General features: G+C 68.3%; 19 protein-coding genes. 14 read left to right on the top strand and 5 right to left on the bottom strand.

The window, feature by feature from the left end; all coding sequences use genetic code 11:
• Position 1: 1 nt before the first annotated feature.
• On the bottom strand, positions 2 to 1186 hold the full coding sequence (locus tag AAID08_RS04715) for an efflux RND transporter periplasmic adaptor subunit (RefSeq protein WP_049071576.1): 1185 nt from the start codon (positions 1184 to 1186) through the stop codon (positions 2 to 4).
• A gap of 496 nt (positions 1187 to 1682) precedes the next feature.
• On the opposite strand from AAID08_RS04715, the gene AAID08_RS04710 reads away from it, so the two are divergent.
• From AAID08_RS04710 to purU, 6 genes are all read left to right on the top strand, one after another.
• Complete coding sequence (locus AAID08_RS04710; RefSeq protein ID WP_054501975.1) at positions 1683 to 2810, top strand: MFS transporter; 1128 nt, start codon at positions 1683 to 1685, stop codon at positions 2808 to 2810.
• Between the two features lie 2 nt (positions 2811 to 2812).
• Positions 2813 to 3466: a gamma-glutamylcyclotransferase gene (locus AAID08_RS04705; protein WP_049071574.1), complete on the top strand. Its 654-nt coding sequence runs from the start codon at positions 2813 to 2815 to the stop codon at positions 3464 to 3466.
• Positions 3467 to 3618: 152 nt separating this feature from the next.
• Entirely contained in the window at positions 3619 to 4248 is a 630-nt protein-coding gene (gene pdxH / locus AAID08_RS04700; protein WP_175168332.1) for a pyridoxamine 5'-phosphate oxidase, read from the top strand.
• A gap of 45 nt (positions 4249 to 4293) precedes the next feature.
• A complete protein-coding gene (locus AAID08_RS04695; RefSeq protein ID WP_175168331.1) occupies positions 4294 to 4818 on the top strand; it encodes a flavin reductase family protein in 525 nt (174 codons plus the stop codon).
• Complete coding sequence (locus AAID08_RS04690; protein ID WP_059269379.1) at positions 4815 to 5948, top strand: NAD(P)/FAD-dependent oxidoreductase; 1134 nt, start codon at positions 4815 to 4817, stop codon at positions 5946 to 5948. The genes AAID08_RS04695 and AAID08_RS04690 overlap by 4 nt, the downstream gene beginning before the upstream one ends.
• Before the next feature lie 3 nt (positions 5949 to 5951).
• Entirely contained in the window at positions 5952 to 6806 is an 855-nt protein-coding gene (purU, locus tag AAID08_RS04685; protein WP_054501821.1) for a formyltetrahydrofolate deformylase, read from the top strand.
• Between the two features lie 43 nt (positions 6807 to 6849).
• Here purU and AAID08_RS04680 read toward each other — a convergent pair whose 3' ends face one another.
• A complete protein-coding gene (locus tag AAID08_RS04680) occupies positions 6850 to 7782 on the bottom strand; it encodes a LysR family transcriptional regulator (protein WP_054501822.1) in 933 nt (310 codons plus the stop codon).
• 141 nt (positions 7783 to 7923) lie between these two features.
• Here AAID08_RS04680 and AAID08_RS04675 point away from each other — a divergent pair, with 141 nt between their 5' ends.
• From AAID08_RS04675 to AAID08_RS04660, 4 genes are all read left to right on the top strand, one after another.
• Entirely contained in the window at positions 7924 to 9633 is a 1710-nt protein-coding gene (locus tag AAID08_RS04675; RefSeq protein WP_395757402.1) for an acyl-CoA dehydrogenase family protein, read from the top strand.
• 55 nt (positions 9634 to 9688) lie between these two features.
• On the top strand, positions 9689 to 10666 hold the full coding sequence (locus tag AAID08_RS04670; RefSeq protein ID WP_064523046.1) for a tripartite tricarboxylate transporter substrate binding protein: 978 nt from the start codon (positions 9689 to 9691) through the stop codon (positions 10664 to 10666).
• A 13-nt stretch (positions 10667 to 10679) separates the two neighbouring features.
• Positions 10680 to 11801, top strand: coding sequence for a CaiB/BaiF CoA-transferase family protein (locus AAID08_RS04665; protein WP_054501825.1), 1122 nt, complete (start codon positions 10680 to 10682; stop codon positions 11799 to 11801).
• A gap of 322 nt (positions 11802 to 12123) precedes the next feature.
• Positions 12124 to 13527 carry an APC family permease gene (locus AAID08_RS04660; protein ID WP_395757401.1) on the top strand — a complete coding sequence of 468 codons (1404 nt, stop codon included), beginning with the start codon at positions 12124 to 12126 and terminating at the stop codon, positions 13525 to 13527.
• Between the two features lie 74 nt (positions 13528 to 13601).
• On the opposite strand, the gene ggt is transcribed toward AAID08_RS04660, so the two are convergent.
• Positions 13602 to 15359, bottom strand: coding sequence for a gamma-glutamyltransferase (gene ggt, locus AAID08_RS04655; RefSeq protein WP_395757400.1), 1758 nt, complete (start codon positions 15357 to 15359; stop codon positions 13602 to 13604).
• Between the two features lie 128 nt (positions 15360 to 15487).
• Here ggt and AAID08_RS04650 point away from each other — a divergent pair, with 128 nt between their 5' ends.
• Positions 15488 to 16378 carry a LysR family transcriptional regulator gene (locus AAID08_RS04650; RefSeq protein ID WP_116792988.1) on the top strand — a complete coding sequence of 297 codons (891 nt, stop codon included), beginning with the start codon at positions 15488 to 15490 and terminating at the stop codon, positions 16376 to 16378.
• A gap of 108 nt (positions 16379 to 16486) precedes the next feature.
• Here the strand turns inward: AAID08_RS04650 and AAID08_RS04645 are convergent, their stop codons facing one another.
• Positions 16487 to 17470, bottom strand: a complete 984-nt coding sequence (locus AAID08_RS04645) for a tripartite tricarboxylate transporter substrate binding protein BugE (RefSeq protein ID WP_054501829.1) — start codon at positions 17468 to 17470, stop codon at positions 16487 to 16489.
• A gap of 245 nt (positions 17471 to 17715) precedes the next feature.
• Between AAID08_RS04645 and AAID08_RS04640 the strand changes: the two genes are divergently transcribed.
• A complete protein-coding gene (locus AAID08_RS04640; RefSeq protein ID WP_116792989.1) occupies positions 17716 to 18615 on the top strand; it encodes an AEC family transporter in 900 nt (299 codons plus the stop codon).
• A gap of 550 nt (positions 18616 to 19165) precedes the next feature.
• Here AAID08_RS04640 and fumC read toward each other — a convergent pair.
• On the bottom strand, positions 19166 to 20557 hold the full coding sequence (fumC, locus tag AAID08_RS04635; protein WP_054501831.1) for a class II fumarate hydratase: 1392 nt from the start codon (positions 20555 to 20557) through the stop codon (positions 19166 to 19168).
• Positions 20558 to 20727: 170 nt separating this feature from the next.
• Between fumC and tsaE the strand changes: the two genes are divergently transcribed.
• Together tsaE and AAID08_RS04625 are read left to right on the top strand one after the other, a co-directional pair.
• Entirely contained in the window at positions 20728 to 21267 is a 540-nt protein-coding gene (gene tsaE / locus AAID08_RS04630) for a tRNA (adenosine(37)-N6)-threonylcarbamoyltransferase complex ATPase subunit type 1 TsaE (protein ID WP_395757399.1), read from the top strand.
• Positions 21195 to 22574 (top strand): N-acetylmuramoyl-L-alanine amidase, encoded by a 1380-nt coding sequence (locus tag AAID08_RS04625; protein ID WP_054501832.1) that lies wholly within the window; start codon positions 21195 to 21197, stop codon positions 22572 to 22574. The genes tsaE and AAID08_RS04625 overlap by 73 nt, the downstream gene beginning before the upstream one ends.
• Positions 22575 to 22622 lie beyond the last annotated feature (48 nt).

Raw genomic sequence — 22622 nt, 5'->3', positions numbered from 1 at the left:
GTCAGCGTCCCGCCGCGGCGGCCACCGGCGCGGCGTCGGCCGACACCACGCGCTCGCCCACCTCCAGGCCTTCCAGCACCTGCGCCTGCACGTTGTTATTCATGCCGATCCTGACCTGGCGGGTCTCGGTCTGGTTGTTCTTGCCAACCACGCGGACCTCATAGCGGCCGTCCTGGCCGCGCTTGCCCAGGGCCGAGGCCGGCACCACCACGGCGTCGCGGGCCTCGCCCAGCACGATGGAAACCTGCGCGGTCATGGAAATGCGCAGCTTCTCGTCCGGGTTGGGCACGTCGAACAGACCGTTGTAGTAGACGGCCGCGCTGGTGGAGGTGGAGCTGGAAGAGGTCAGCGACGCGGTGGCATCGTCCTTCTGGATCGAATCCGGCGCCGGCTCCACCGCGCGCAGCGTGGCGTGGTAACGCTGGTCCGGCTCGCCCAGGATGGTGAAATAGACCGGCAGGCCCGGCTTGACGCGGGTCACGTCGGCCTCCGAGATCTGCGCCTTGATGGTCATGGTGGCCACCTGGGCCACCTTGATGATGGTGGGCGCGCTCTGGATCGCGTTGACGGTCTGGCCTTCCTTGGTGACCACCGCCACCACCACGCCGTCGATGGGCGACACGATGCGGGTGTAGCCCAGGTTGACCTTGGCCTTGTCGACCTCGATCTCGGCCTGGACGATCTGGGCGTCGAGCGCGGCGATCTCCGCCCGCGTCACGCTCAGCGTGGCCTCGGCAGATTCATACGCCTCGCGTGAACTGGCGTCGGCCGCCAGCATCTGGCGCTGGCGGCGAAACGCCAGCTCGGCCTGCTTCAGGGTGGCGACCTTGGCGGCGCGCTCGGCGCGGCGCGTCTGCAGCGCGGCCTGTGTATTGCGCAATTCATTCTGCTGGGTCAGGTCGTCGATCTCGGCGACCAACTGGCCTCGGGTCACCCGATCGCCCAGCGCCACCTTGAGCGACTTCAACTGGCCGGTGGCTTGCGCGCCGACGCTGACACGCTCGATGGCATCCATGGTGCCGCTGGCCAGCACACTGTCTTCGAGGTTGCCGCGGACGACCTCGGCCACGGCGAAAGTAGGCGGCGGCGGCGACGAGAAGAAGGCGGCGCGGACGCCAAAGGCGATGATCAGGAGAACGACGGCGATCAGGACGTAACGCTGGACTTTGCTACGAGGCTTTTTCATTGAACCAGTTCGGAGGAGGCGGCGGAGGCATCGTCCACCACTCGAATAACTCGATACGGATCGGGCCGGCTGTGCGTACCCATACTGCCCGCTCATCCTAAACGGGGGGCTGCGTCAAAGCATGGCCAATCTGTGGCGAAAGGGTGAAAAACGGTAAAGGCCCCGGCATGGGGTCCGGGGCGGGCAAAATTGTTCCGTTGCACGAACGATACATCTGTTGCGGCGCATTAGCGTTTCCATTCTATGGAACCGTGCCGCCAACATGGTGCCATCTTGCCGCATCCCTATCCCAGATGGGCCATAGATGGCGCCTATCTTGTCGCCACTGGCGATCGCGAAATGCGGCGACGCAAAAAAACCACGCCTCGACATAGGGCGACGATAGGGACAGAATGAATGCAGTTAAGCCGTATCCGTGTCCAATCCGCCCCCCTCCCCCTCTTCAAACAGCGCCGCCCCGGAGTTTTCCGGGGCGGCGCTGTTGTGCGTGCTGGCCATGCTGAACCACGTGGCGCTGACCGGTGGACGCATCACCGTGTCCCTGACGGCGCTGCAGATGGGCTTGTCGACCTTCAAGGTCGGCACCCTGGTGGCCGTGTTCGCGGTGCTGCCCATGCTGTTCTCGGTGCGCGCCGGCCGCTGGGTGGACCGGGTCGGCATCGTCCGGCCGCTGGTCATCGGCACCACGCTGGTGGCGGTCGGCACGGCGCTGCCGTTCCTGTCGCAGACCCAGTTCGCGCTGCTGGTGGCGTCCTGTTGCATCGGTATCGGCTTCATGCTGCACCAGGTGGCCACGCAGGACCTGCTGGGCCATGCCGAGCCGACCCAGCGCCTGCGCAATTTCTCGCTGATGTCGCTGGCCCTGGCCGGTTCGGGTTTCTCGGGTCCGCTGATCGCCGGACTGGCGATCGACCATCTCGGCACCCGGCTGGCCTTCGGCCTGCTGACGCTGGGCCCGCTGCTGTCGGCCGCCGGCCTGTACGCGCTGCGGCACCAATTGAAGGCGGTGGATTCGCAACTGGCCGGCGCCAAGGAAGCGCAGCGCCGCCGCGTGACCGAGCTGCTGGCGGTGCCCGCGCTGCGCCGCATCCTGATGGTCAACACCATCCTGTCCGGAGCCTGGGACACGCATCTGTTCGTGGTGCCCATCTTCGGCGTTGCCATCGGCCTGTCCGCCACCACCATCGGCGTCATTCTTGCGTCCTTCGCGGCGGCAACGTTCATCATCCGCCTGGTTCTGCCCCTGATCCAGCGCCGGGTGCGTTCCTGGACGCTGGTGCGGGTGGCGATGGCCACCGCCGCCATCGACTTCATGCTTTACCCGCTGTTCACCGACGTTGGCGTCCTGATCGTGCTGTCCTTCATCCTGGGGCTTGCGCTGGGATGCTGCCAACCGAGTATGCTTTCACTACTGCACCAGCATTCGCCGCCCGGCCGCGCCGCTGAAGCCGTGGGGCTGCGGATGGCGCTGATCAACGGTTCCCAGGTGTCCCTGCCGCTGACCTTCGGCGCGCTGGGTGCGGTCATTGGCGTCGCTCCCCTGTTCTGGGCCTATTCCGTGGCCCTGATGGCCGGGGGGTGGGTCAATCGCAACCCCCCGCTCGAGCCTGACCGGAAACCGTAGTCGTGAACATGCAGTCTTCTCCTCCCGTGGCCGGCGCCAGCCTGCCTTTTCGCCTGTGGACCCCTGAAGAACGGCAGGCATCGTTGCAGGATGCCTTGCGCCATTGGCGCGACGGCGAGGACGTCTGGGTATATGGGTACGGATCACTGATCTGGCGCCCCGACTTCGATTTCGAAGAGCGCCGCCTGGCCACTCTGCGCGGCCACCACCGCGCGCTGTGCCTGTGGTCGCGGGTCAACCGCGGCACGCCGGAATGCCCCGGGCTGGTGTTCGGCCTGGATCGCGGCGGCTCCTGCCGCGGCGTGGTCTACCGCCTGGCCGGCCGGCAGGTGCCGACCTATTTCCCCGCCCTGTGGGACCGGGAAATGTCCACCGGCGCCTACCTGCCCCGCTGGATCAATTGCAGCACCGAGGCCGGCCCGGTCCGCGCCCTGGTCTTCATCATGAACCGCGACAACCCGGCCTACATCCGCGCGCTGCCCGAGGCCGAGCTGCTGGCCATCGTGCGGCGGGCCGCCGGCCGCTACGGCCCCTGCACCGACTACGTGGTGCAGACCGCCCAGGCCCTGCGCGCCGCCGGCATCCACGACGCCCGCTTGGACGCCATCGCCCGGCGCCTGGAACAGGACAGCCACACCCTGCCCGAGGGCGCCTGAAGCGAGCCCGGCGCGGGGCCGCCAGGGCCGGCCGAAAGGCGCCGGAGGCCCTCGCGGCGCAAAAACTTGCCCAGCCCCTGCGCGGGGTCAATGAGGGGAGCGTTTCTTCGGCGGTATAAACTGCTTGTTATCAACGCTGAATCAAACGTCCCATGTCTGTCTCCGATCTGCGTCAAAGCTACGAAAAGAACGTGCTGCTGGAAAGCGAGGCCGCCGCGTCCCCGTTCGAGCAGTTCACCCGCTGGTTCGACGAGGCCCTGGCCGCCAAGGTGCCCGAGCCCAACGCCATGACCCTGGCCACCGTCGACGCCGCCGGCCAGCCCAGCGCCCGCATCGTCCTGATCAAGGGTTTCGACGAACACGGCTTCACGTTCTTCACCAACTACGAGTCGCGCAAGGGCGCCGACCTGCTGGCCGAGCCGCGCGCCTGCCTGCTGTTCTTCTGGCAACCGCTCGAGCGCCAGGTGCGCATCGAGGGCGTGGTGGAAAAAGTGCCTGCCGAGGAATCGGACGCCTACTACAACAGCCGCCCGGCCGGTTCGCGCATCGGCGCCTGGGCCTCGCGCCAGAGCCAGCCCATCACCCGCGCCGAACTCGAAGCCCGCGAGCAGGAATTCCGCGCCCGCTACGGCGACCAGCCGCCGCGCCCGCCGCACTGGGGCGGCTACCGCCTCAAGCCCACCTCGATGGAATTCTGGCAAGGCCGGCCCTCGCGCCTGCACGACCGTCTGCGCTACGTCGCCGACGGCCAGGGCTGGAAGATCGAGCGCCTGTCGCCCTGACGCCGCCGGGCGCCGGCCACGGCGCCCGCCCCATTTCTCAATTGCATGCCAGCCTCCTCCCCTGATTTCGACGCTGCCTTCTTCCGCACCGCGCTCGGCCGCTACGCCACCGGCGTCACGGTCGTGACCACCGCCGGCCTCGATGGCGCCCCCATTGGCCTGACGGTCAGCTCGTTCAATTCGGTGTCCCTGAATCCGCCGCTGGTGCTGTGGAGCCTGTCGCGCAATTCCTCGTCGCTGGCCGCCTTCGAGCAGTCCCAGCGCTACGTGGTCAATGTATTGAGCGCCGACCAGATTGCGCTGGCGCGGCGCTTCGCCACCGGCAAGACGCCGGACCGTTATGCCGGCCTGACCGTGCACCACGCGCCGGGCGGCACGCCGATGCTGGACGGCCATTGCGCCGCCTGGTTCGAATGCCACAACCGCAGCCGCTATGTCGAGGGAGATCACGTCATCATGGTGGGAGAAGTCGAACGTTGCGGCCATAGCGGCGAACCGCCGCTGGTCTTCCACGCGGGCGGTTTCGACCTGACGCCCGCCGGCGCCCGTGCGGGAGGCGGGAAGCCATGAGCGCCGACATCGATTGCGTCGTCATCGGCGCGGGCGTGGTCGGCCTGGCCATCGCCCGCGCCCTGGCCCAGTCGGGCCGCGAGGTGCTGGTGGCCGAGGCCACCGAGGCGATCGGCACCGGCACCAGTTCGCGCAATTCCGAAGTCATCCACGCCGGCATCTATTACCCGGCGGGCAGCCTCAAGGCCCGCCTGTGCGTGCGCGGCAAGCATCTGCTGTACGCCTATTGCGCCGAGCGCGGCATTCCGCACAAGCGGCTGGGCAAGCTGATCGTGGCCACCAGCGCCGAGCAGGCCGCCCAGCTCGAAGGCATCGCGCAGCGCGCCCGCGCCAACGGCGTGGACGATCTGCAGTTCATTTCCGGCGAAGACGCCATGCGGCTGGAACCGGCGCTGCGCTGCACGGCGGCGCTGGTGTCGCCGTCCACCGGCATCGTCGACAGCCACGCGCTGATGCTGGCCTACCAGGGCGATGCCGAGAACGCCGGCGCCCAGTGCGTGTTCCACACCCCGCTGGTGTCCGGCCGGGTGCGCCCCGAAGGCGGCTTCGATCTGCAGTTCGGCGGCGATGACGCCATGAGCCTGAGCTGCAACGTGTTGATCAATTCGGCCGGCCTGCAGGCGCCGGCGCTGGCGCGCCGCATCGAGGGCGTGCCGGCCGCCAGCATCCCCACCGATTACCTGTGCAAGGGCAGCTATTTCACGCTGTCCGGCCGCGCGCCGTTCTCGCGCCTGATCTACCCCGTGCCGCAACACGCCGGCCTGGGCGTGCACCTGACGCTCGACATGGGCGGCCAGGCCAAGTTCGGCCCCGACACCGAGTGGGTCGGCACCGAGGACTACACCATCGACCCGGCCCGCGCCGAGGTCTTCTACGCCGCCGTGCGCAGCTACTGGCCGGCCCTGCCGGACGACGCCCTGGCGCCGGGCTATACCGGCATCCGCCCCAAGATCTCCGGTCCGCACGAGCCGGCCGCCGATTTCGTCATCGCCGGCCCGGCCGCCCATGGCGTGCCCGGCCTGGTGAACCTGTTTGGCATAGAATCGCCCGGGCTGACTTCCAGCCTGGCACTGGCCGAGGAAACTCTGGCGCGCCTGGCGGACGACGCTTCTTCTCATTCTTCCCACTGAATCATGCAGCACAACGACTACATCCTGACCCTGTCCTGCCCCGACCGCACCGGCATCGTCTTCCGCGTCAGCGGCCTGTTGTTCGAATCGGGTTGCAACATCCTCGATTCGCAGCAGTTCGGTGACGAAGAGACCGGCCGCTTCTTCCTGCGGGTGCACTTCGACCTGCCGGCCGGCGCGGCCCCGGACGCGCTACGCGCCCGGCTGGACGAGATGGCGGCCGAGTACGGCATGGATTTGCAGCTTCATGACGCGCGTCGCAAGGAACGCCTGCTGATCATGGTCAGCAAGCAGGGCCACTGCCTGAACGACCTGCTGTTCCGCGTGCACAGCGGCCAGTTGCATGCCGAAGTGGCCGCCATCGTCTCGAACCACAACGACTACGCCAGCCTGGCGGCGTCCTACGGCATCCCGTTCCACCACCTGCCCGTCACGCCCGACACCAAGGCGGAACAGGAACGCCAGGTGCTGGCGCTGGTGGACCGCTACGAGATCGACCTGGTGGTGCTGGCGCGCTACATGCAGATCCTGTCGGCCGACATGTGCCGCGCGCTCAATGGCCGCGCCATCAACATCCACCACAGCTTCCTGCCCAGCTTCAAGGGCGCCCGCCCGTACCACCAGGCGCATGCGCGCGGCGTCAAGATCATCGGCGCCACCGCCCACTTCGTCACCTCGGACCTGGACGAAGGCCCGATCATCGACCAGGACATCGAGCGCGTCGACCACACCATGACGGCGCAGGACCTGACCCAGGTCGGCAGCGACATCGAGTCGCTGGTGCTGTCGCGCGCCGTGCGCAGCCACGTCGAGCACCGCATCCTGCTGAACCGCAACAAGACCGTGGTGTTCCGCTAGGACAGCACCGGCATCCGCATTCCCCGGCGGGGCGCCGCCCGCCTCATGAACGCCGGCCACCGTGCCGGCGTTTTGCTTGACCCGCCTCGGCTGCGGGAAACTGGCGCTCGACCAGCGCCAGCGCCTTTTCCTGCAGCGGCGAACGATCCTCGTCCGGCCAGATCACCTGGCTGACCGAGCGCGCCTCGTGCTCGAACGCGATGAACCGGGTGCCCGCCAGGCCGCTGCGCGACAGGCACGACGGCACGATCGACACGCCCAGCCCCTGCGACACCAGCGAGGCCACGCTGAGCCAGTGGCGCACCTCGTGCCGGACCACGGGCATGAAGCCCGCCGCCACGCACAGCGACAGCACGGTCTCGTAATAGCTGGGTGAAGCGGCGCGTGCGAAGAACACGAAATCGTCGCCGGCCAGGTCCGCCAACGCCAACGAACGCCGCCCGGCCAGCGCATGGCTTTGCGGCAGGCACACCACGAAAGGTTCGGCCAGCAGGTCGCGCGCCGCCACCCCGGCCGGCACCGGGTTGGCGTGGATGAAGCCCAGGTCCTGCTCGCCGCGCCGCACCGCCTCGATCTGGTCGTGCGAATTCAATTCGGTCAGCACGTGTTCCACGTCCGGCAGTTCGGCCCGCATCGACGCCAGCAGCGCCGGCAGGCCGCGGTACAGCATCGAGCCCACGAAGCCGATGCGCAGCCGGCCGCGCAGGCCGGCGTCGACTCGCTGCACCAGCATGCGCACGTCCTCGGCCTGGCGCAGCAGCGTCAGGGCCTCGCGGTACAGCACCTGGCCGGCGGCGGTCAGTTCGACGTGGCGGCTGGTGCGCGCCAGCAGGCGCGCGCCGACGTTGTCCTCGAGCTGGCGGATGGCGTAGCTCAAGGGCGGTTGGGAGATGTGCAGGCGCGCGGCGGCGCGGCTGAAATGGCGTTCTTCGGCCACGGCGATGAAATAGCGCAACAAGCGCGGATCCAGGTCCATCGGTCTCCTCCCGGGGCGCGCCTGCCGACGGCGCCCGAGATCCATATTTTTATTGGATAGGTCTACACCAAAACGGTATTTGTATAGATTAATCCATCATCGCACCATGCCGGAAACTCCCCTTTTGCGCAGGATGCCGCCATGGATACCCCCGCCCAGCCCCCCGTCGCCCCCGCCCACGCCGCCACGCCCGTCCCGGACGCGCGCGGCCTGAACCTGTTCCGCGCCGATCCGTACGCCGCGCCGCTGGCCCGGCGCTACCTGCCGGCCGCGCTGCACGCGCACCTGCTGCCGCACCTGGACCGCCTGGGCGGACTGGCCGGCGGCCTGATGGACGAGCTGGCGGCCACCGCCGACAAGCATCCCCCCACCCTGTCGGTGCGCAGCCGCGCCGGCGCCGACGAGTCGCGCATCGACAAGCATCCGGCCTATATCGAGCTGGAACGCCTGGCCTACAGCGAATTCGGCCTGGCGGCGCTGTCGCATCGCGGCGGCGTGCTGGGTTGGCCCGAACCGATGCCGGCCGCCGCCAAGTACGCGCTCAGCCATCTGTTCGTGCAGGCCGAGTTCGGCCTGTGCTGCCCGGTCAGCATGACCGACTCGCTGGCGCGCACGCTGCGCAAGTTCGGCGACCCGGCGCTGGTCGAGCGGGTGCTGCCGCAGGTCACCAGCCAGGACTTCGACGCCCTGCGCCAGGGCGCCATGTTCATGACCGAACAGGGCGCCGGCTCGGACGTCAGCGCCACCGAGGTCACGGCCACGCGCCAGGATGACGGAAGTTGGCGCATCCACGGCGACAAGTGGTTCTGCTCCAATCCCGACGCCGGCTTCGCCATGGTGCTGGCGCGCAGCGAAAGCGAGCCCGGCCTGAAGGGCGTGTCGCTGTTCCTGCTGCCGCGCGACCTGGCCGACGGCACGCACAACCACTACCGCATCCTGCGGCTCAAGGACAAGCTGGGCACCCGCTCCATGGCCAGCGGCGAAATCCGGCTGGAAGGCGCGGTGGCGTGGCTGGTGGGCGAGCGCGGCAAGGGCTTCAAGCACATGGCCGACATGATCAACAACTCGCGCCTGTCCAACGGCATGCGCGCGGCCGGCCTGATGCGCCGCGCCGTCACCGAGGCCACCTACGTCTCGCAGCACCGCCGCGCGTTCGGCAAGCGCCTGATCGACATGCCGCTGATGCAACGCCAGCTCGTGAAAATGACGGTATGGGCCGAACAGGCCCGCAGCGTCATGTTCCAGACCGCCCGCGCGCTGGCCGACGCCGACCAGGGCCGGGGCGATGCGGCGCTGGCGCGCATCCTGACTCCCCTGATCAAGTTCCGCGCCTGCCGCGATGCGCGCAAGGTCACCGGCGACGCCATGGAAGTGCGCGGCGGCTGCGGCTATATCGAGGAATGGACCGAGCCGCGCCTGGTGCGCGACGCGCACCTGGGCTCGATCTGGGAAGGCACCAGCAACATCGTGGCGCTGGACGTGCTGCGCGCCATCAAGAAGGAAGGCTCGCTGCCCGCGCTGCGCCGCCATCTCGACCAGTTGCTGGCCGACGGCCTGCCCTGCCCGTCCGCGCTCGCCGCCACCCAGGCCGATGCGCTGGAGCGGACCTATGCGCTGGCCGAACACGCCGCGCAGGGCGACCACGCCGAACTGGCGCGCCAGGCCGCCTCGCTGCTGTACCACGCGGTGTCGATGGCGGCGCTGCGCTGGGAAGCCGCCGGCGAGGGCCTGGCCAGCCGCGCGCTGCTGGCCGACCAGGTGCTGCAGCACCGCCTGGCGCCGCGCGATCCCTACGCCATTCCCCCCGACGAAAGCGCCGCCTGCCGCGGCATCCTGCAACACGCGCTGTAGCCTGGCGCCCCCGACGCCGGCGGCACAGCCGGCGCGCCCACCACTGGAGACAACCATGAAACGCCTGTTCACCCCCTTGCTGCTGGCGGCCGCCGCCATCGCCGCCGTCCCTCCCGCGCTGGCGGCCGACGCCTATCCGTCGCGCCCCGTCACGCTGGTGGTGCCGTTCCCGCCCGGCGGCCCGACCGACGCGCTGGCGCGCCGCCTGGCCGAAAAGCTCAAGCAGCCGCTGGGCCAGACCGTCATCGTCGAGAACCGCGCCGGCGCCGGCGGCAACATCGGTTCCGAATACGTAGCCGCCGCCAAGCCGGACGGCTACACCATCCTGTTCGGCACCTCGGGACCGCTGGCCATCAACGTCAGCCTGTACAAGAACCAGGGCTACAACCCCGAGACCAGCTTCGCGCCCATCATCCGCATCGGCCACCTGCCCAACATCCTGGTGGTGAACCCGTCGGTGCCCGCCAACAACGCGCAGGAACTGATCGCCTACGCCAGAAAGAACCCGGACAAGCTCAGCTATGCCTCGTCCGGCAACGGCGCGTCCTCGCACCTGGCCGGCATCCTGTTCAACCAGATGGCCGGCACGCGCATCATGCACATCCCGTACAAGGGCACCGGGCCGGCGCTCAACGACCTGCTGGGCGGCCAGGTGTCGATGTCGTTCACCGACATCCTGACGGCGCTGCCGTACATCAAGGCCGGCAAGCTGCGCGCCATCGGCCTGGCCAGCGCGCAACGCTCGGACGCGCTGCCGGACCTGCCGACGCTGTCCGAACAGGGCCTGTCGGGCTATGACGTCAGCGTGTTCTTCGGCATCGTCGCGCCCAAGGCCACCCCGCCCGAGACCGTGGCCAAACTGAACCAGGCATTCCAGGCCGCGCTGTCGGACCCCGCGATCGAACAGACGCTGCGCAGCCAGGGCATCGTGCGCGCCCAGGACCAGACGCCGCAGGGACTGTCCCGCTTCATCACGGCCGAAGTGCCCAAGTGGCGCACGCTCATCAAGAGCGCCAACGTTTCCATCGACTGACCGCAGAGGCTCCATGGCTCCCAAGCTTCCCGATGCCGGCGCCCTCGCCGGCTGCAAAGTGATCGACCTGTCGCGCGTGCTGGGCGGTCCTTATTGCACCCAGATCCTGGCCGACCACGGCGCCGACGTGCTCAAAATCGAGCCGCCCGGCGGCGACGAGACGCGCGGCTGGGGCCCGCCGTTCCTGGGCGATACCGCGTCGTACTTCGTCGGCGTCAACCGCAACAAGCGCGGCATGACGCTGGACCTGTCGCAGGCGGCCGGACAGGAACTGCTGCGCCACCTGCTGGCCGACGCCGACGTGCTGGTCGAGAACTTCAAGCCAGGCACGCTGGAGAAATGGGGGCTGGGCTACGACACCTTGAAAGAACGCTTCCCGAAACTGATCCACTGCCGCGTCAGCGGCTTCGGCGCCGATGGCCCGCTGGGCGGCCTGCCGGGCTACGACGCCTGCGCGCAGGCCATGTGCGGACTGATGAGCGTGAACGGCGAGGCCGATGGCGACGCCACCCGCGTCGGCCTGCCGGTGGTGGACATGGTGACGGGCCTGAACGCGGCAGTGGCGATCCTGCTGGCGCTGAACGAACGCGTGCGCAGCGGCCTGGGCCAGTTCCTCGACATCACGCTGTACGACTGCGCGCTGTCGCTGCTGCATCCGCACGCGCCCAATTACTTCTACAGCGGCAAGACGCCGGGCCGCAGCGGCAACGCGCATCCGAACATCGCGCCCTACGAAACCCTGCCCACGGCCAGCGGCCCGATCTTCCTGGCGGTCGGCAACAACCGCCAGTTCGCGCAGTTGGCGCAGGTGCTGGAGGCGCCGGCGCTGGCGACGGACCCGCGCTATGCCGCCAACGCCGACCGGCTGGCGCACCGCCAGGCCCTGCGCGACGACCTGTCCGCGCTGCTCGCGCAGCACGACGCCGCGGCGCTGGCGGACCGCCTGCTGCGCGCCGGCGTGCCGGCCGCGGCGGTGCAGACCGTGGACCAGGCGCTGGCCCATCCGCACACGAAGCATCGCGGCATGGTGCTGGAACAGGGCGACTACCGCGGCGTCGGTTCGCCGATCAAGCTGTCGCGCACGCCCGCCACGCTGCGCCGCCTGCCGCCCGACCTGGCGCCGTCCCAGCCATAGCGGCCAGGGCTGCGCCCCCCGCTCCGAGCGCCTTCCCGCCCGCCTCGCGCGGGCATTTTCATGCCCGACCAAGCGGCAATCGCACCCGGGATTGCCGCCTTTCCCTACACGCGCTTGCATGTCTTGCATGCACAGACAATTCGTTGCATGACTGTTGCACTGCCGCGCGCGCGGCCGATTTAGACTTTTCCCCATCACACCGGCCCGCCCCTCCCGGCGGGCTCCGGGGGAGCGACGCGCGGCGACATCCGCGCAGCAGGCCCGCTCCCTCGACGTTGCCCTGGCGCGACTCCCCCATCGAACGAGAACAAGGAGAAAGACTATGGCCACGAACGCCTCCAGCGGCGAGCCGCAACAGAACGCCCCGCTCAAGCGGGTGATGGGCCCCAAGCTGCTGCTGCTTTTCATCGTCGGCGACATCCTGGGCACCGGCGTCTACGCCCTGACCGGACAGGTCGCCAAGGAAGTCGGCGGCGCGGCCTGGCTGCCGTTCCTGGTGGCCTTCGGCGTGGCGCTGCTGACCGCGCTGTCGTACCTGGAACTGGTCACCAAGTACCCGAAAGCGGCGGGCGCCGCGCTTTACGTGCACAAGGCGTTCGGCGTGCATTTCCTGACCTTCATCGTCTGCTTCACCGTGATGTGCTCGGGCCTGACCTCGGCCGCGACGGCGTCGCAGGCTTTCGCGGCCAACCTGTTCGCGGCCTTCGGCGTCGAGGCCAGCAAGACCTGGATCACCGTGGGCGCGCTGGGATTCATGGCGCTGGTGATGCTGGTGAACCTGCGCGGCGCGTCCGAAAGCGTGCGGGCCAATGTGGTCCTGACCCTGATCGAGCTGTCGGGCCTGCTGATGGTCATTCTGCTTGGCTTCTATGCCATGTCGGAAGGCCAGGCCGATTTCTCGCGCGTCATCGCTTTCGACACACCGGAAGACAAGAGCGTATTCCTGGCCGTCACCTCGGCCACGGCGCTGGCATTCTTCGCCATGGTCGGCTTCGAGGACTCCGTCAACATGGCCGAGGAAACGCACAATCCCAGCCGCATCTTCCCCAAGGTGATGCTGACCGGATTGGGCCTGACGGCAGTGATCTACGTACTGGTGTCGATCTGCGCGGTGGCGCTGGTGCCGGTGGGCGAACTGGCCAGCAGCAGCACGCCGCTGGTGCTGGTGGTCAAGCGCGCCGCGCCCGGCCTGCCGGTGGAATACATCATGCCGGTGATCTCGATGTTCGCCGTGGCCAACTCGGCCCTGATCAACATGATGATGGCCAGCCGCCTGCTGTACGGCATGTCACGCCAGGGCGTGCTGCCGGCCTTCCTGGCGCACGTGCATCGCCGCAACCAGACCCCGTGGACGGCCATCCTGTTCACCACCGCGCTGGCCTTCGGCCTGATCATCCTGGTGGCGCTGGCCGATTCCGAGGCCATCCGCGCCCTGGGCGGCACCACGGCGCTGCTGCTATTGGGCGTGTTCGCCTTCGTCAACGTGGCGGTGCTGGTGCTGCGCCGCGACCAGGTCAAGCACGAGCATTTCCGCATCAACCGCATCGTGCCGTGGCTGGGCGCGGCCGCCTGCCTGTTCCTGGTCACGCCGCTGACCGGGCGCGACCTGATCCAGTACCAGGTGGCGGGCTGGCTGCTGTTGCTGGGCGTGGCGATGTGGGGCGTGACCTACCTGGCGCGCAGCCGCGAGGACAAGATGCGGCTGGATCCTTCGGCGCTGGAATGAGCCGTTGCGCCCGGCCCCGCCCTTGCGGGGCCGGGCGCCTCGAACGCCGAGCGGCCTGTCACGACTGAAAACCCTCAACCGCCCTTGGCCAACCCCTCACGGCGCGGATCGACCCCGCCCTGCAAGCCATCGGCATCGATCACGATGCCGTGGATGCCGCTGGGGAACTCGGTGATCTTCACCGGATGCCCCATGCGCTCGAGGGCCGGCGCCAGCGCTTCCAGCGCGGTGCCCTTCTCCAGCTCGGTCTCCTTGTTGCGGCTGCCCAGGTTCGGCAGGGCCGCCGCGGCCTGGATGTCGAGCTTCCAGTCGAGCACCGCCAAGATGGTCTTGGCGACGTAGTTGATGATAGCGCTGCCGCCTGGCGATCCCACCAGCAGGTAAGGCTTGCCGTCGCGCAGCACGATCATCGGCGCCATGGCGCTGCGCGGGCGCTTGCCGGGTTCGACGCGGTTGGCCACCAGCCGCCCTTCGGGATCCTTGAACGACGACGAAAAATCCGTCATCTCGTTGTTCAGCAGGAAGCCGCGCACGAAGATCTTGCTGCCGAATTCGTTCTCGATGGTGGTGGTCATCGACAACGCATTGCCGTCCGCGTCCACCGCCACCAGATGACTGGTGGAGGGTTGCTCCAGGGCGTTGTCCCGGCCCAGCGACAGCAGCTTGCCTTCGGGGTCGCCGGGCAGCGCAACCTTCATGCTGCGGTCGGGCCGGATCAGCGCGCCGCGCGCGCGCAGGTACGCCGGCTCCAGCATCGCGCGCACCGGCACACGGACGAAATCCGGGTCGGCCACGTAGAAGTCGCGGTCGGCAAACGCCAGCCGGCCGGCCTCGGCGAAATAATGCACCGCCTCGACGCTGCCAGGCGCGAAATCGCCGATCGGATATTGCTCCAGTTCGCCCAGCATCTGCAGCACCGCGATCGGGCCGCTGCTGGGCGGCCCCATGCCGCACAGCTCGTAGCCGCGATAGGCGCCGCAGACCGGCTCGCGCTGCCGCGCCTGATAGCCCGCCAGGTCGGCCAGCGCCAGGTCGCCCGGCTTGGGATGCGCATGCACCGCGGCCACGATGTCGCGGGCGATATCGCCCTGGTAGAAGGCGTCCGCGCCGCCCTGCGCCACGGCCCGCAGCGTGGCGGCGAAGGCGGGATTCTTCAGCACGTGGCCAACCGGCCAGGCGCTGCCGTCCGGCGCATAGAAATAGGCCGCGGCGGCCGGTTGACGCGGCAATTCCTTGTTGCCCGCCAGCAGTTTGTGCAGGCGCGGAGACACCGCGAAGCCCTGCTCGGCCAGCCGGATGGCGGGCTGGAACAGGTCGGCCCACGGCAGCTTGCCCTGGCGCTTGTGCGCCATCTCCAGGCCGCGCAGCAGGCCCGGCACGCCCACGGCCATGCCGTTGTTGACCGCCTGCGCGAACGGCAGCGGCTTGCCCTCGGCATCCAGGAAGCGATCGGGCCGCGCCGCCGCCGGCGCGGTCTCGCGGCTGTCGTAAGTGACGATGGCGCGGTCCTTGGCCGAATACACCACCATGAAGGCGCCGCCGCCGATGCCGGAGGATTGCGGCTCGACCAGGTTCAGCACCAACTGCGTGGCGATGGCGGCATCCACCACGCTGCCGCCGCGCTTGAGCATTTCATCGCCGGCCGCGGTCGCCAGCGGATTGGCCGACACCATCATGAAGTGCGCTGCGCGCACCAGCGTGCGCGCCTGGCTGCCGCTGGCGGCTTCCGGATTCAGGTCCTCGGCCGCGGTCGGCGTACGCGCCCAGGCCGAGGGCGCCACGGCCAGGACGGCGGCGATCAGGAAAGCGGCGGGGGAACGGCACACACGCATGGGACGGGCTCCAGGATGACGCCGGACGCCCGGCTTGGATGTCCATGATAGACAAGACCCGCGCCGCTGTCGCACGCGCGCCGCCGCGCCGTAGAATGCGGGATTGCGCCGATATCCCCCGTTGCTCCATGCGCCTGCGCCACATCGAGATCTTCGAAGCCATCCGCCGCACCGGCTCCCTGACCCAGGCCGCCGCGGCGCTGCACATCACCCAGCCCGCCGCCAGCAAGCTGCTGGCGAGCGCCGAGTCGCAGTTGGGCTTCAAGCTGTTCGAACGCGTCAAGGGCCGCCTGGTGGCCACGCGCGAGGCCGACATCCTGACGCCCGAAGTGGCGCGCCTGAACCAGGACCTGGACAGCGTGCGCCGGCTGGCCGCCAGCCTGCGCGACCGGCCCCATGCGCACCTGCGGCTGGGCTGCGCCCCGGCGCTGGGCCTGGGCCTGCTGCCCGGCGTGGTGCGCGACAGCCGCGATGCGCAACCCGGCCTGACCTTCGATATCCACACCTATCACAGCAGCGAGCTGGTGCGCGGCATGCTGACACGCGAGCTGGACCTGGCGGTGACCTTCGACACCGGCGAGACGCCGGGCCTGACGCGCACCGAACTGGGCCAGACCGAACTGGTCCACCTGGGCCGCGGCCCCGGCGGCGGCCCGCTGGCGCTGGCCGACATCGCCGGCGACAGCCTGATCCTGCTGGACGCCAGCGACGCCGCCGGCGCGTTGCTGCGGATGGCCCTGGACGCGCAGGGCGTGGACCCGCCCGCCGCGATCCGCGTGCAGACTCACTACGTCGCCTGCGCGCTGGCGCAGGCCGGCGCCGGTGATGCCATCGTCGACGCCATCACCGCCCAGGCGATGCTGCGGCCCGACATGCGCCTGCGGCGCCTGTCACCCACGCTGGGCGTGCCGATCAGTGTACTGACGCGCAGCCAGGACCCGCTGACGGCGGTGCATCGCGACCTGATCGATCGATTGCGCGCGGCCTGCGAAGCAAGCCAGGCGGCGCTGGAACGCTGACCGCGCCGGCGCGGGTCCCTCGCGCCACAAAGCAAGAGGCGCCCCGCGGGGCGCCTCTTGCTCAGGCCGGTGGCGGACGGCGGGCAAAAAAGCCGCGCCGTTGCCCCATCAATCCAGCTTGATGTTCTGCTTCTTCACGACGTCCTTCGCCCAGTCGTACTGTTCCTTGATTTCCTTGGCGAACTCTTCCGGCGTGTTGCCCGACGGGGCCGAGCCCTGGTCGTCCAGCGCCTTGATGACCTTGGGGTCCTTCAGGGCCACGACGGCGGCGTCACGCAGCTTGTTGACGACGTCCATCGGGGTGCCCTTGGGCGCCAGCAGGCCGTACCAGACCGGCTGATTCAGCACCGGGAAGCCGGCTTCCTTGAAGTTGGGCACGCCCTTGAGCGAGGCGATGTTGTCGGGCCAGGCGATGGCCATGGCGTTCAGCTTGCCCGCCTGGATCTGCGGCATCGAGGACGGCAGGTTGTCGAAGATGATTTCGATCTGGCCGCCGACGGCGTCAGCCACAGCCGGGCCCGACCCCTTGTAGGGCACGTGCACGATGTCGGTGCCGGTGGCCATCTTGAACGATTCGCCCATCAGGTGCAGCACGCCGCAGGTGCCCGAGCTGCCGTACGAGTACTTGCCGGGGTTCTTCTTCAGTTCTTCGACGAAGCCCTTGAAGTCCTTGGCCGGGAACTTCGGGTTCACGGCGACCACGTTGGCGGTGTTGGCGAAGTTGGTGACGGCCTGGAAGTCCTTGATCGGATCGTAGGGCAGGTCATTGGGGCGGCACGCCGGGTTGACGGCCATCGTCGAGACGGTGGCGATCGACAGCGTGTAGCCGTCCGGCGCGGCGCGCGCGGCTTCGGCCGCGCCGATGGCGCCGCCGGCGCCGCCCTTGTTCTCGACGACCATCGGCTGGCCCAGTTCCTGGCTCATGCGCTGCGTCACGAGGCGCGCGATGATGTCGGTGGAGCCGCCGGGCGCGAACGGGACGATGACGCGAATCGGCTTGTTGGGGTAGTTGTCGGCGGCATGCGCGGCCGAAGCGCCGATCGTGCCGGCGGCCAACGCGACAGCGATAGCCAGGGAGCGAACTTTATTCATGTGTGTGTTTCCTCCTAATGTGCGAGCCCGCATGTGAACGGACCGTTTTGTGGCGCGCCCGTCTGTAGACGAGTCAGCAGTTAACGGTGGGGGCGCATCGCTTGGTATGCAGGGCAGAAAGCCGTGCTGTTTTGAGTTGCTTGTGGCACACGCGCCCGCCAGAATGACGGAGAATAGCAGCAAATGCTTACGATCGCATAGCGAGCCGATCCCCGGCCGACGCGCTCGAAAAACACATTATCGACATGTCGGTCGCACTGCTGGTTTTCCCTGATTTCATGCTGGTCGCGCTGGGTTGGGCGTTGCGGCACAAACTCAATTTCTCGCGCGAATTCTTCGGTGGCGCCGAGCGCCTCGTGTACTTCGTGCTGTTCCCCGCCCTGCTGTTCCAATCCATCCTGCGCACGCCGATCAGCGCGGGCAATGCCGCAATACTGTTGCAGGCGACGGCGGCGGTGCTCCTCTCTGGCGTGGCGCTGTCGTGGCTGGCGGGCCTCGTCCTCAAGCCCTCCTCGCTCGGCCTGGCATCTTCGGCGCAATGCGGCTTCCGCTTCAACACGTATATCGGACTGGCCCTATCGGCCAGCCTGGGCGGCACGCCCGGACAGACCGTGATGGCGCTGATCATCGGCTTCGCGGTGCCGATGGCCAACGTGGCGGCGGTGTACGGGTTGGCGCGCCACAACGGCGGCAACCTGCTGCGCGAGCTGGCGCGCAATCCGCTGGTGGTGTCGACCCTGGCGGGGCTGGCGTGCAATCTCGCGGGGCTGCATCTGCCGGGGCCGGTGGACACGGTGCTGGCGCGGCTGGGCGCGGCGGCGATCGCGCTGGGGATCCTGTGCGTGGGCGCCAGCCTGGCGTGGGAAGGGGGCAAGGGCTATGGCGGGTTGATCGCGTGGATGCTGGCGGTGAAGCTGGTGGCGTTGCCGCTGGTGGCGCTGGGCGTGGCCAGGTTGCTGGGGCTGGCGCCGCTGGAGGCGCGGATGCTGTTGTTGTTCGCGGCGTTGCCGACGGCTTCGGCGGCTTATGTGCTGGCGATGCGGATGGGGGGAGATGGGAGGATGGTGGCTGTGCTCATTTCCCTGGGGACGTTGTTTTCTGCTGTGACGATTCCTGCTTGGGTGTTGTTGGTGGGGAGCGCTTAGGGGATTCCTTGGTTGCGCGGCTCGGGGTTTTTTGCGGCGGGTGCTTTCTTCGTGGGTCGCCCCTCGCGGCGGCGTTGGGCCGAGTGAGCGCCCACGATTGCGGTCCGGAGCGTTCGCTCCGGACTGCCCCGTTGTCATCCTCGTCTTCGCCTTCGGCGACTCCTTCGGATTCCCTCGGGCGCATCGAGGTTGCTCACTCGGCCCAACGCCGCCGCGAGGGGCTACGGGGTTTGAGAAATGTCGCGCTGGGCCGAGGGACAGGGAAGGGGGTGCGTTGCCCGCCAGGGCCGGCCGCGCGGGCGGCCGGACCTGGCATACGTGGTTGTGGGTGTCGGGGCGGTGTGCGCTGCGCGTTTGCGCGGACGGCGCGCAATGGCAGCAATGACAGCGCGCGCAGTGCGGCGCGATGAGAGATTGGGGCGACGCAGAGGGGCCACATCCTCCTGTAGGTGGCGAGGTAGTCGGTCAGTGGCGGGGTGCGGCCGCGCCATCAAGCGCGGCGCGCAAAAAAAAGCCGCCCCAGTTGGGGCGGCTTTTTTTTGCGGCGGGATTACTTGCCGGCGTTGGTCATGCTGCCGGGGACGACCCATTCGGCGAATTGGGCTTCGGTGACGTAGCCCAGGGCCAGGGCCGATTCCTTCAGCGACAGGCCTTCCTTGTGCGCCTTCTTGGCGATCTGGGCGGCCTTGTCGTAGCCGATGTGGGGGTTCAGGGCGGTGACCAGCATCAGCGAGCGGTCGACCAGTTCGGCGATGCGTTCGCGGTTGGGTTGGATACCGGCGGCGCAGTGCTTGTCGAAGCTGGCCATGCCGTCGGTCAGGAGGCGCACGGACTGCAGGAAGTTGTGGATCACCAGGGGCTTGTAGACGTTCAGCTCGAAGTTGCCGCTGGCGCCGCCGATGTTGATGGCGACGTCGTTGCCCATGACCTGGGCGGCCAGCATGGTGATGGCTTCGCACTGGGTCGGGTTGACCTTGCCCGGCATGATGGAGCTGCCGGGTTCGTTTTCGGGGATGCTGATTTCGCCCAGGCCGGAGCGCGGGCCGCTGGACAGCCAGCGCACGTCGTTGGCGATCTTCATGAGGCCGGCGGCGAGCGACTTGAGGGCGCCGTGGGCGAACAGCAGGGCTTCGTGCGAGGCCAGGGCCTGGAACTTGTTGGGCGCGGAGACGAAGGCGGTTTCGGTGGCGTGGGCCAGTTCGGCCGAGACCTTGGCGGAAAACTGCGGGTGCGCGTTCAGGCCGGTGCCGACGGCGGTGCCGCCGATGGCCAACTGGTGCAGGCCCGGCAGCGTGGCGCGGATCTGCTGTTCGGCCAGGTCGAGCTGGGCGACATAGCCGGACAGTTCCTGGCCCAGCGTCAGCGGGGTGGCGTCCTGCAGGTGGGTGCGGCCGATCTTTACGATGTCGTAGAACTCGGCGCTCTTGGCGGCGAAGGTGGCGCGCAGGGTCTTCAGCGCCGGCAGCAGGTGGTGCTCGACCTGGACGGCGGCGGCCACGTGCATGGCGGTGGGGAAGGTATCGTTGGACGACTGGCCGCGGTTGACGTGGTCGTTGGGGTGCACCTTGCGTTCTTCGCCGCGCACGCCACCCAGCAGTTCCGAGGCGCGGTTGGCCAGCACCTCGTTCATGTTCATGTTGCTTTGCGTGCCCGAGCCGGTCTGCCACACGGACAGCGGGAATTCGTTGGGCCACTTGCCCGCGATGACTTCATCGGCGGCGCGGATGATGCCGTCGGCGATCTTGGGATCGAGTTCGCCCAGGTCGGCGTTGACCTTGGCGGCCGCGCGCTTCAGGCGCGCCATCGCAATGACCAGCGGCTCGGGCATCTTTTCGGTGGAGATCGCGAAAAAATGCAGCGAACGCTGCGTCTGCGCGCCCCAGAGGTGATCCTCGGGGACTTCGATGGGGCCAAAAGTGTCTTTTTCGATGCGGGTCTTCATGGCGCTTACTGCTCCGTGGCGGCGTCCGTCACGGCCGGCGGAACCCGCCTGGCCGGACGTATTTGAGAATAGCAATCACTTATAAGATTAGCAGAAACCCGAATTCCTATAATTGCGTTCGAACCGTGTTCCCATCCTGACCTTTTACCACTCGCCCCGCGACCCGCGCCATGTCCGCTCCCCTTCGCAGCCTGACCCTGCACCTGCCCGACGAAGCCGCCACAGAGGCGCTGGCGCGACAGCTCGCCCCGCTTGTCTCCGGCCGCGAAACCGGGCTGGCAGGCGCATGTATCCATCTTCAGGGAGACCTGGGGACAGGAAAAACGGCCTTCTCCAGGGCATTGTTGCGGGAATGCGGCATCACAGGCCGAATCAAGAGTCCCAGCTACGCGCTGCTTGAATCCTATAAAGTTTCTAACTTATACTTCTATCACCTTGATTTTTATAGATTTAGTGATTCGCGCGAATGGCTGGACGCCGGATTCCGGGATTTGCTGCGTGAGGATGCGGTCGTTTTGATTGAATGGCCGGAACGGGCCGAGGGCCTTTTGCCCCCTCCCGACCTGCAGATTTCCCTGTCGTACGCCGGCCAAGGACGCGATGTCACGCTGACCGCGCACACCGCTCGAGGACAAACATGGTTGAACGCGATTGTCCCCCCGCCCGACACGGCGCCCTCCCTGCGGCAGGCGCCACCCGACGTCGCCTGATCAGCGTCGCCGCCACCCTGCTCGTCCTGCCGGTGGTGCCGCGGCTGGCGCAGGCCGCCACCATCCTGGCCGTGCGCACCTGGCCGGCCGACGAATACACCCGCGTCACGCTGGAGCTGGACAGCGAGCTCAAGGCTGAACAGTTCACTCTGGAAAATCCCCACCGCCTGGTGGTCGATATCGAGGGACTGACCCTGAGCGCAGCGCTCAACGACCTGGTGTCCAAGGTCCGCCCCGACGATCCCTATATCCAGAGCCTGCGCGTGGCGCAGAACCGGCCCAACGTGGTGCGGCTGGTGTTCGACCTGAAGCAGGCCGTGGCGCCCCAGGTTTTCACGCTCAAGCCGGTGGCGGACTACCAGTACCGCCTGGTGCTCGACCTGTATCCCAAGATCGCGCAGGACCCGCTGGTCGCCATCCTGAACAAGAGCGGTCCCGACGCCGACGATCCACTGGCGCGCATCCTCGAGGACATCCAGCGCAATCCGGCCACCCGCGCCGACCCGCCCGAACCGCCCCGCGTGCGCGGCCAGCAGCCGGCCGCGCCGCTGCCGGTGCCGAAGTCGCCGCCCGCCTCTGCCGGCCGTGGCAAGCAACGCATGCTGACCATCGCGCTGGATCCCGGCCACGGCGGCGAGGACCCGGGCGCCATCGGCGGCAGCGGCCTGCGCGAGAAAGACGTGGTGCTGCGCATCGCCCGGCGCCTGAAGGCGCTGATCGACGCCCAGCCCTACATGCGCGCCTACCTCACGCGCGACGACGACTTCTTCGTGCCGCTGCACGTGCGCGTACAGAAGGCGCGCCGGGTGCACGCCGACTTGTTCGTGTCGATCCACGCCGACGCCTGGATCAAGCCCTCGGCCAACGGTTCCTCGGTGTTCGCGCTGTCGCAGCGCGGCGCCAGCAGCGCCCAGGCGCGCTGGATGGCCGACAAGGAAAACGCGGCCGACCTGATCGGCGGCGTCAACCTGGGCAGCCATGACCGCCAGGTGGCCAAGGTGCTGCTGGACCTGTCCACCACCGCACAGATCAATGACTCGCTCAAGGTCGGCAACGCCTTCCTGGACGAGATCAAGAAGATCAACCGGTTGCACAAGAACAGCGTCGAGCAGGCCGGCTTCGCCGTGTTGAAGGCGCCGGACATCCCGTCGGTGCTGGTCGAAACCGCCTTCATCAGCAACCCGCAGGAAGAGGCGCTGCTCAAGACCACGGCGCACCAGGAGAAACTGGCGCAGGCCATGTTGACGGGCATCCAGCGCTACTTCACCGCCAACCCGCCGCTGGCGCGGCTCGGCGACGTCAGCTAAGACCATGCCGGATACGAATTGGGCCATGCCTGCGCATGGCCCTTTTCT

This window comes from Achromobacter sp. EB05 (assembly GCF_044232075.1).
In the GTDB taxonomy this organism is placed as follows: Bacteria; Pseudomonadota; Gammaproteobacteria; order Burkholderiales; family Burkholderiaceae_B; genus Achromobacter; species Achromobacter dolens.
Note: the sequence above shows the minus strand (reverse complement) of the source record. Positions and strands in the feature narration are given on the sequence as shown.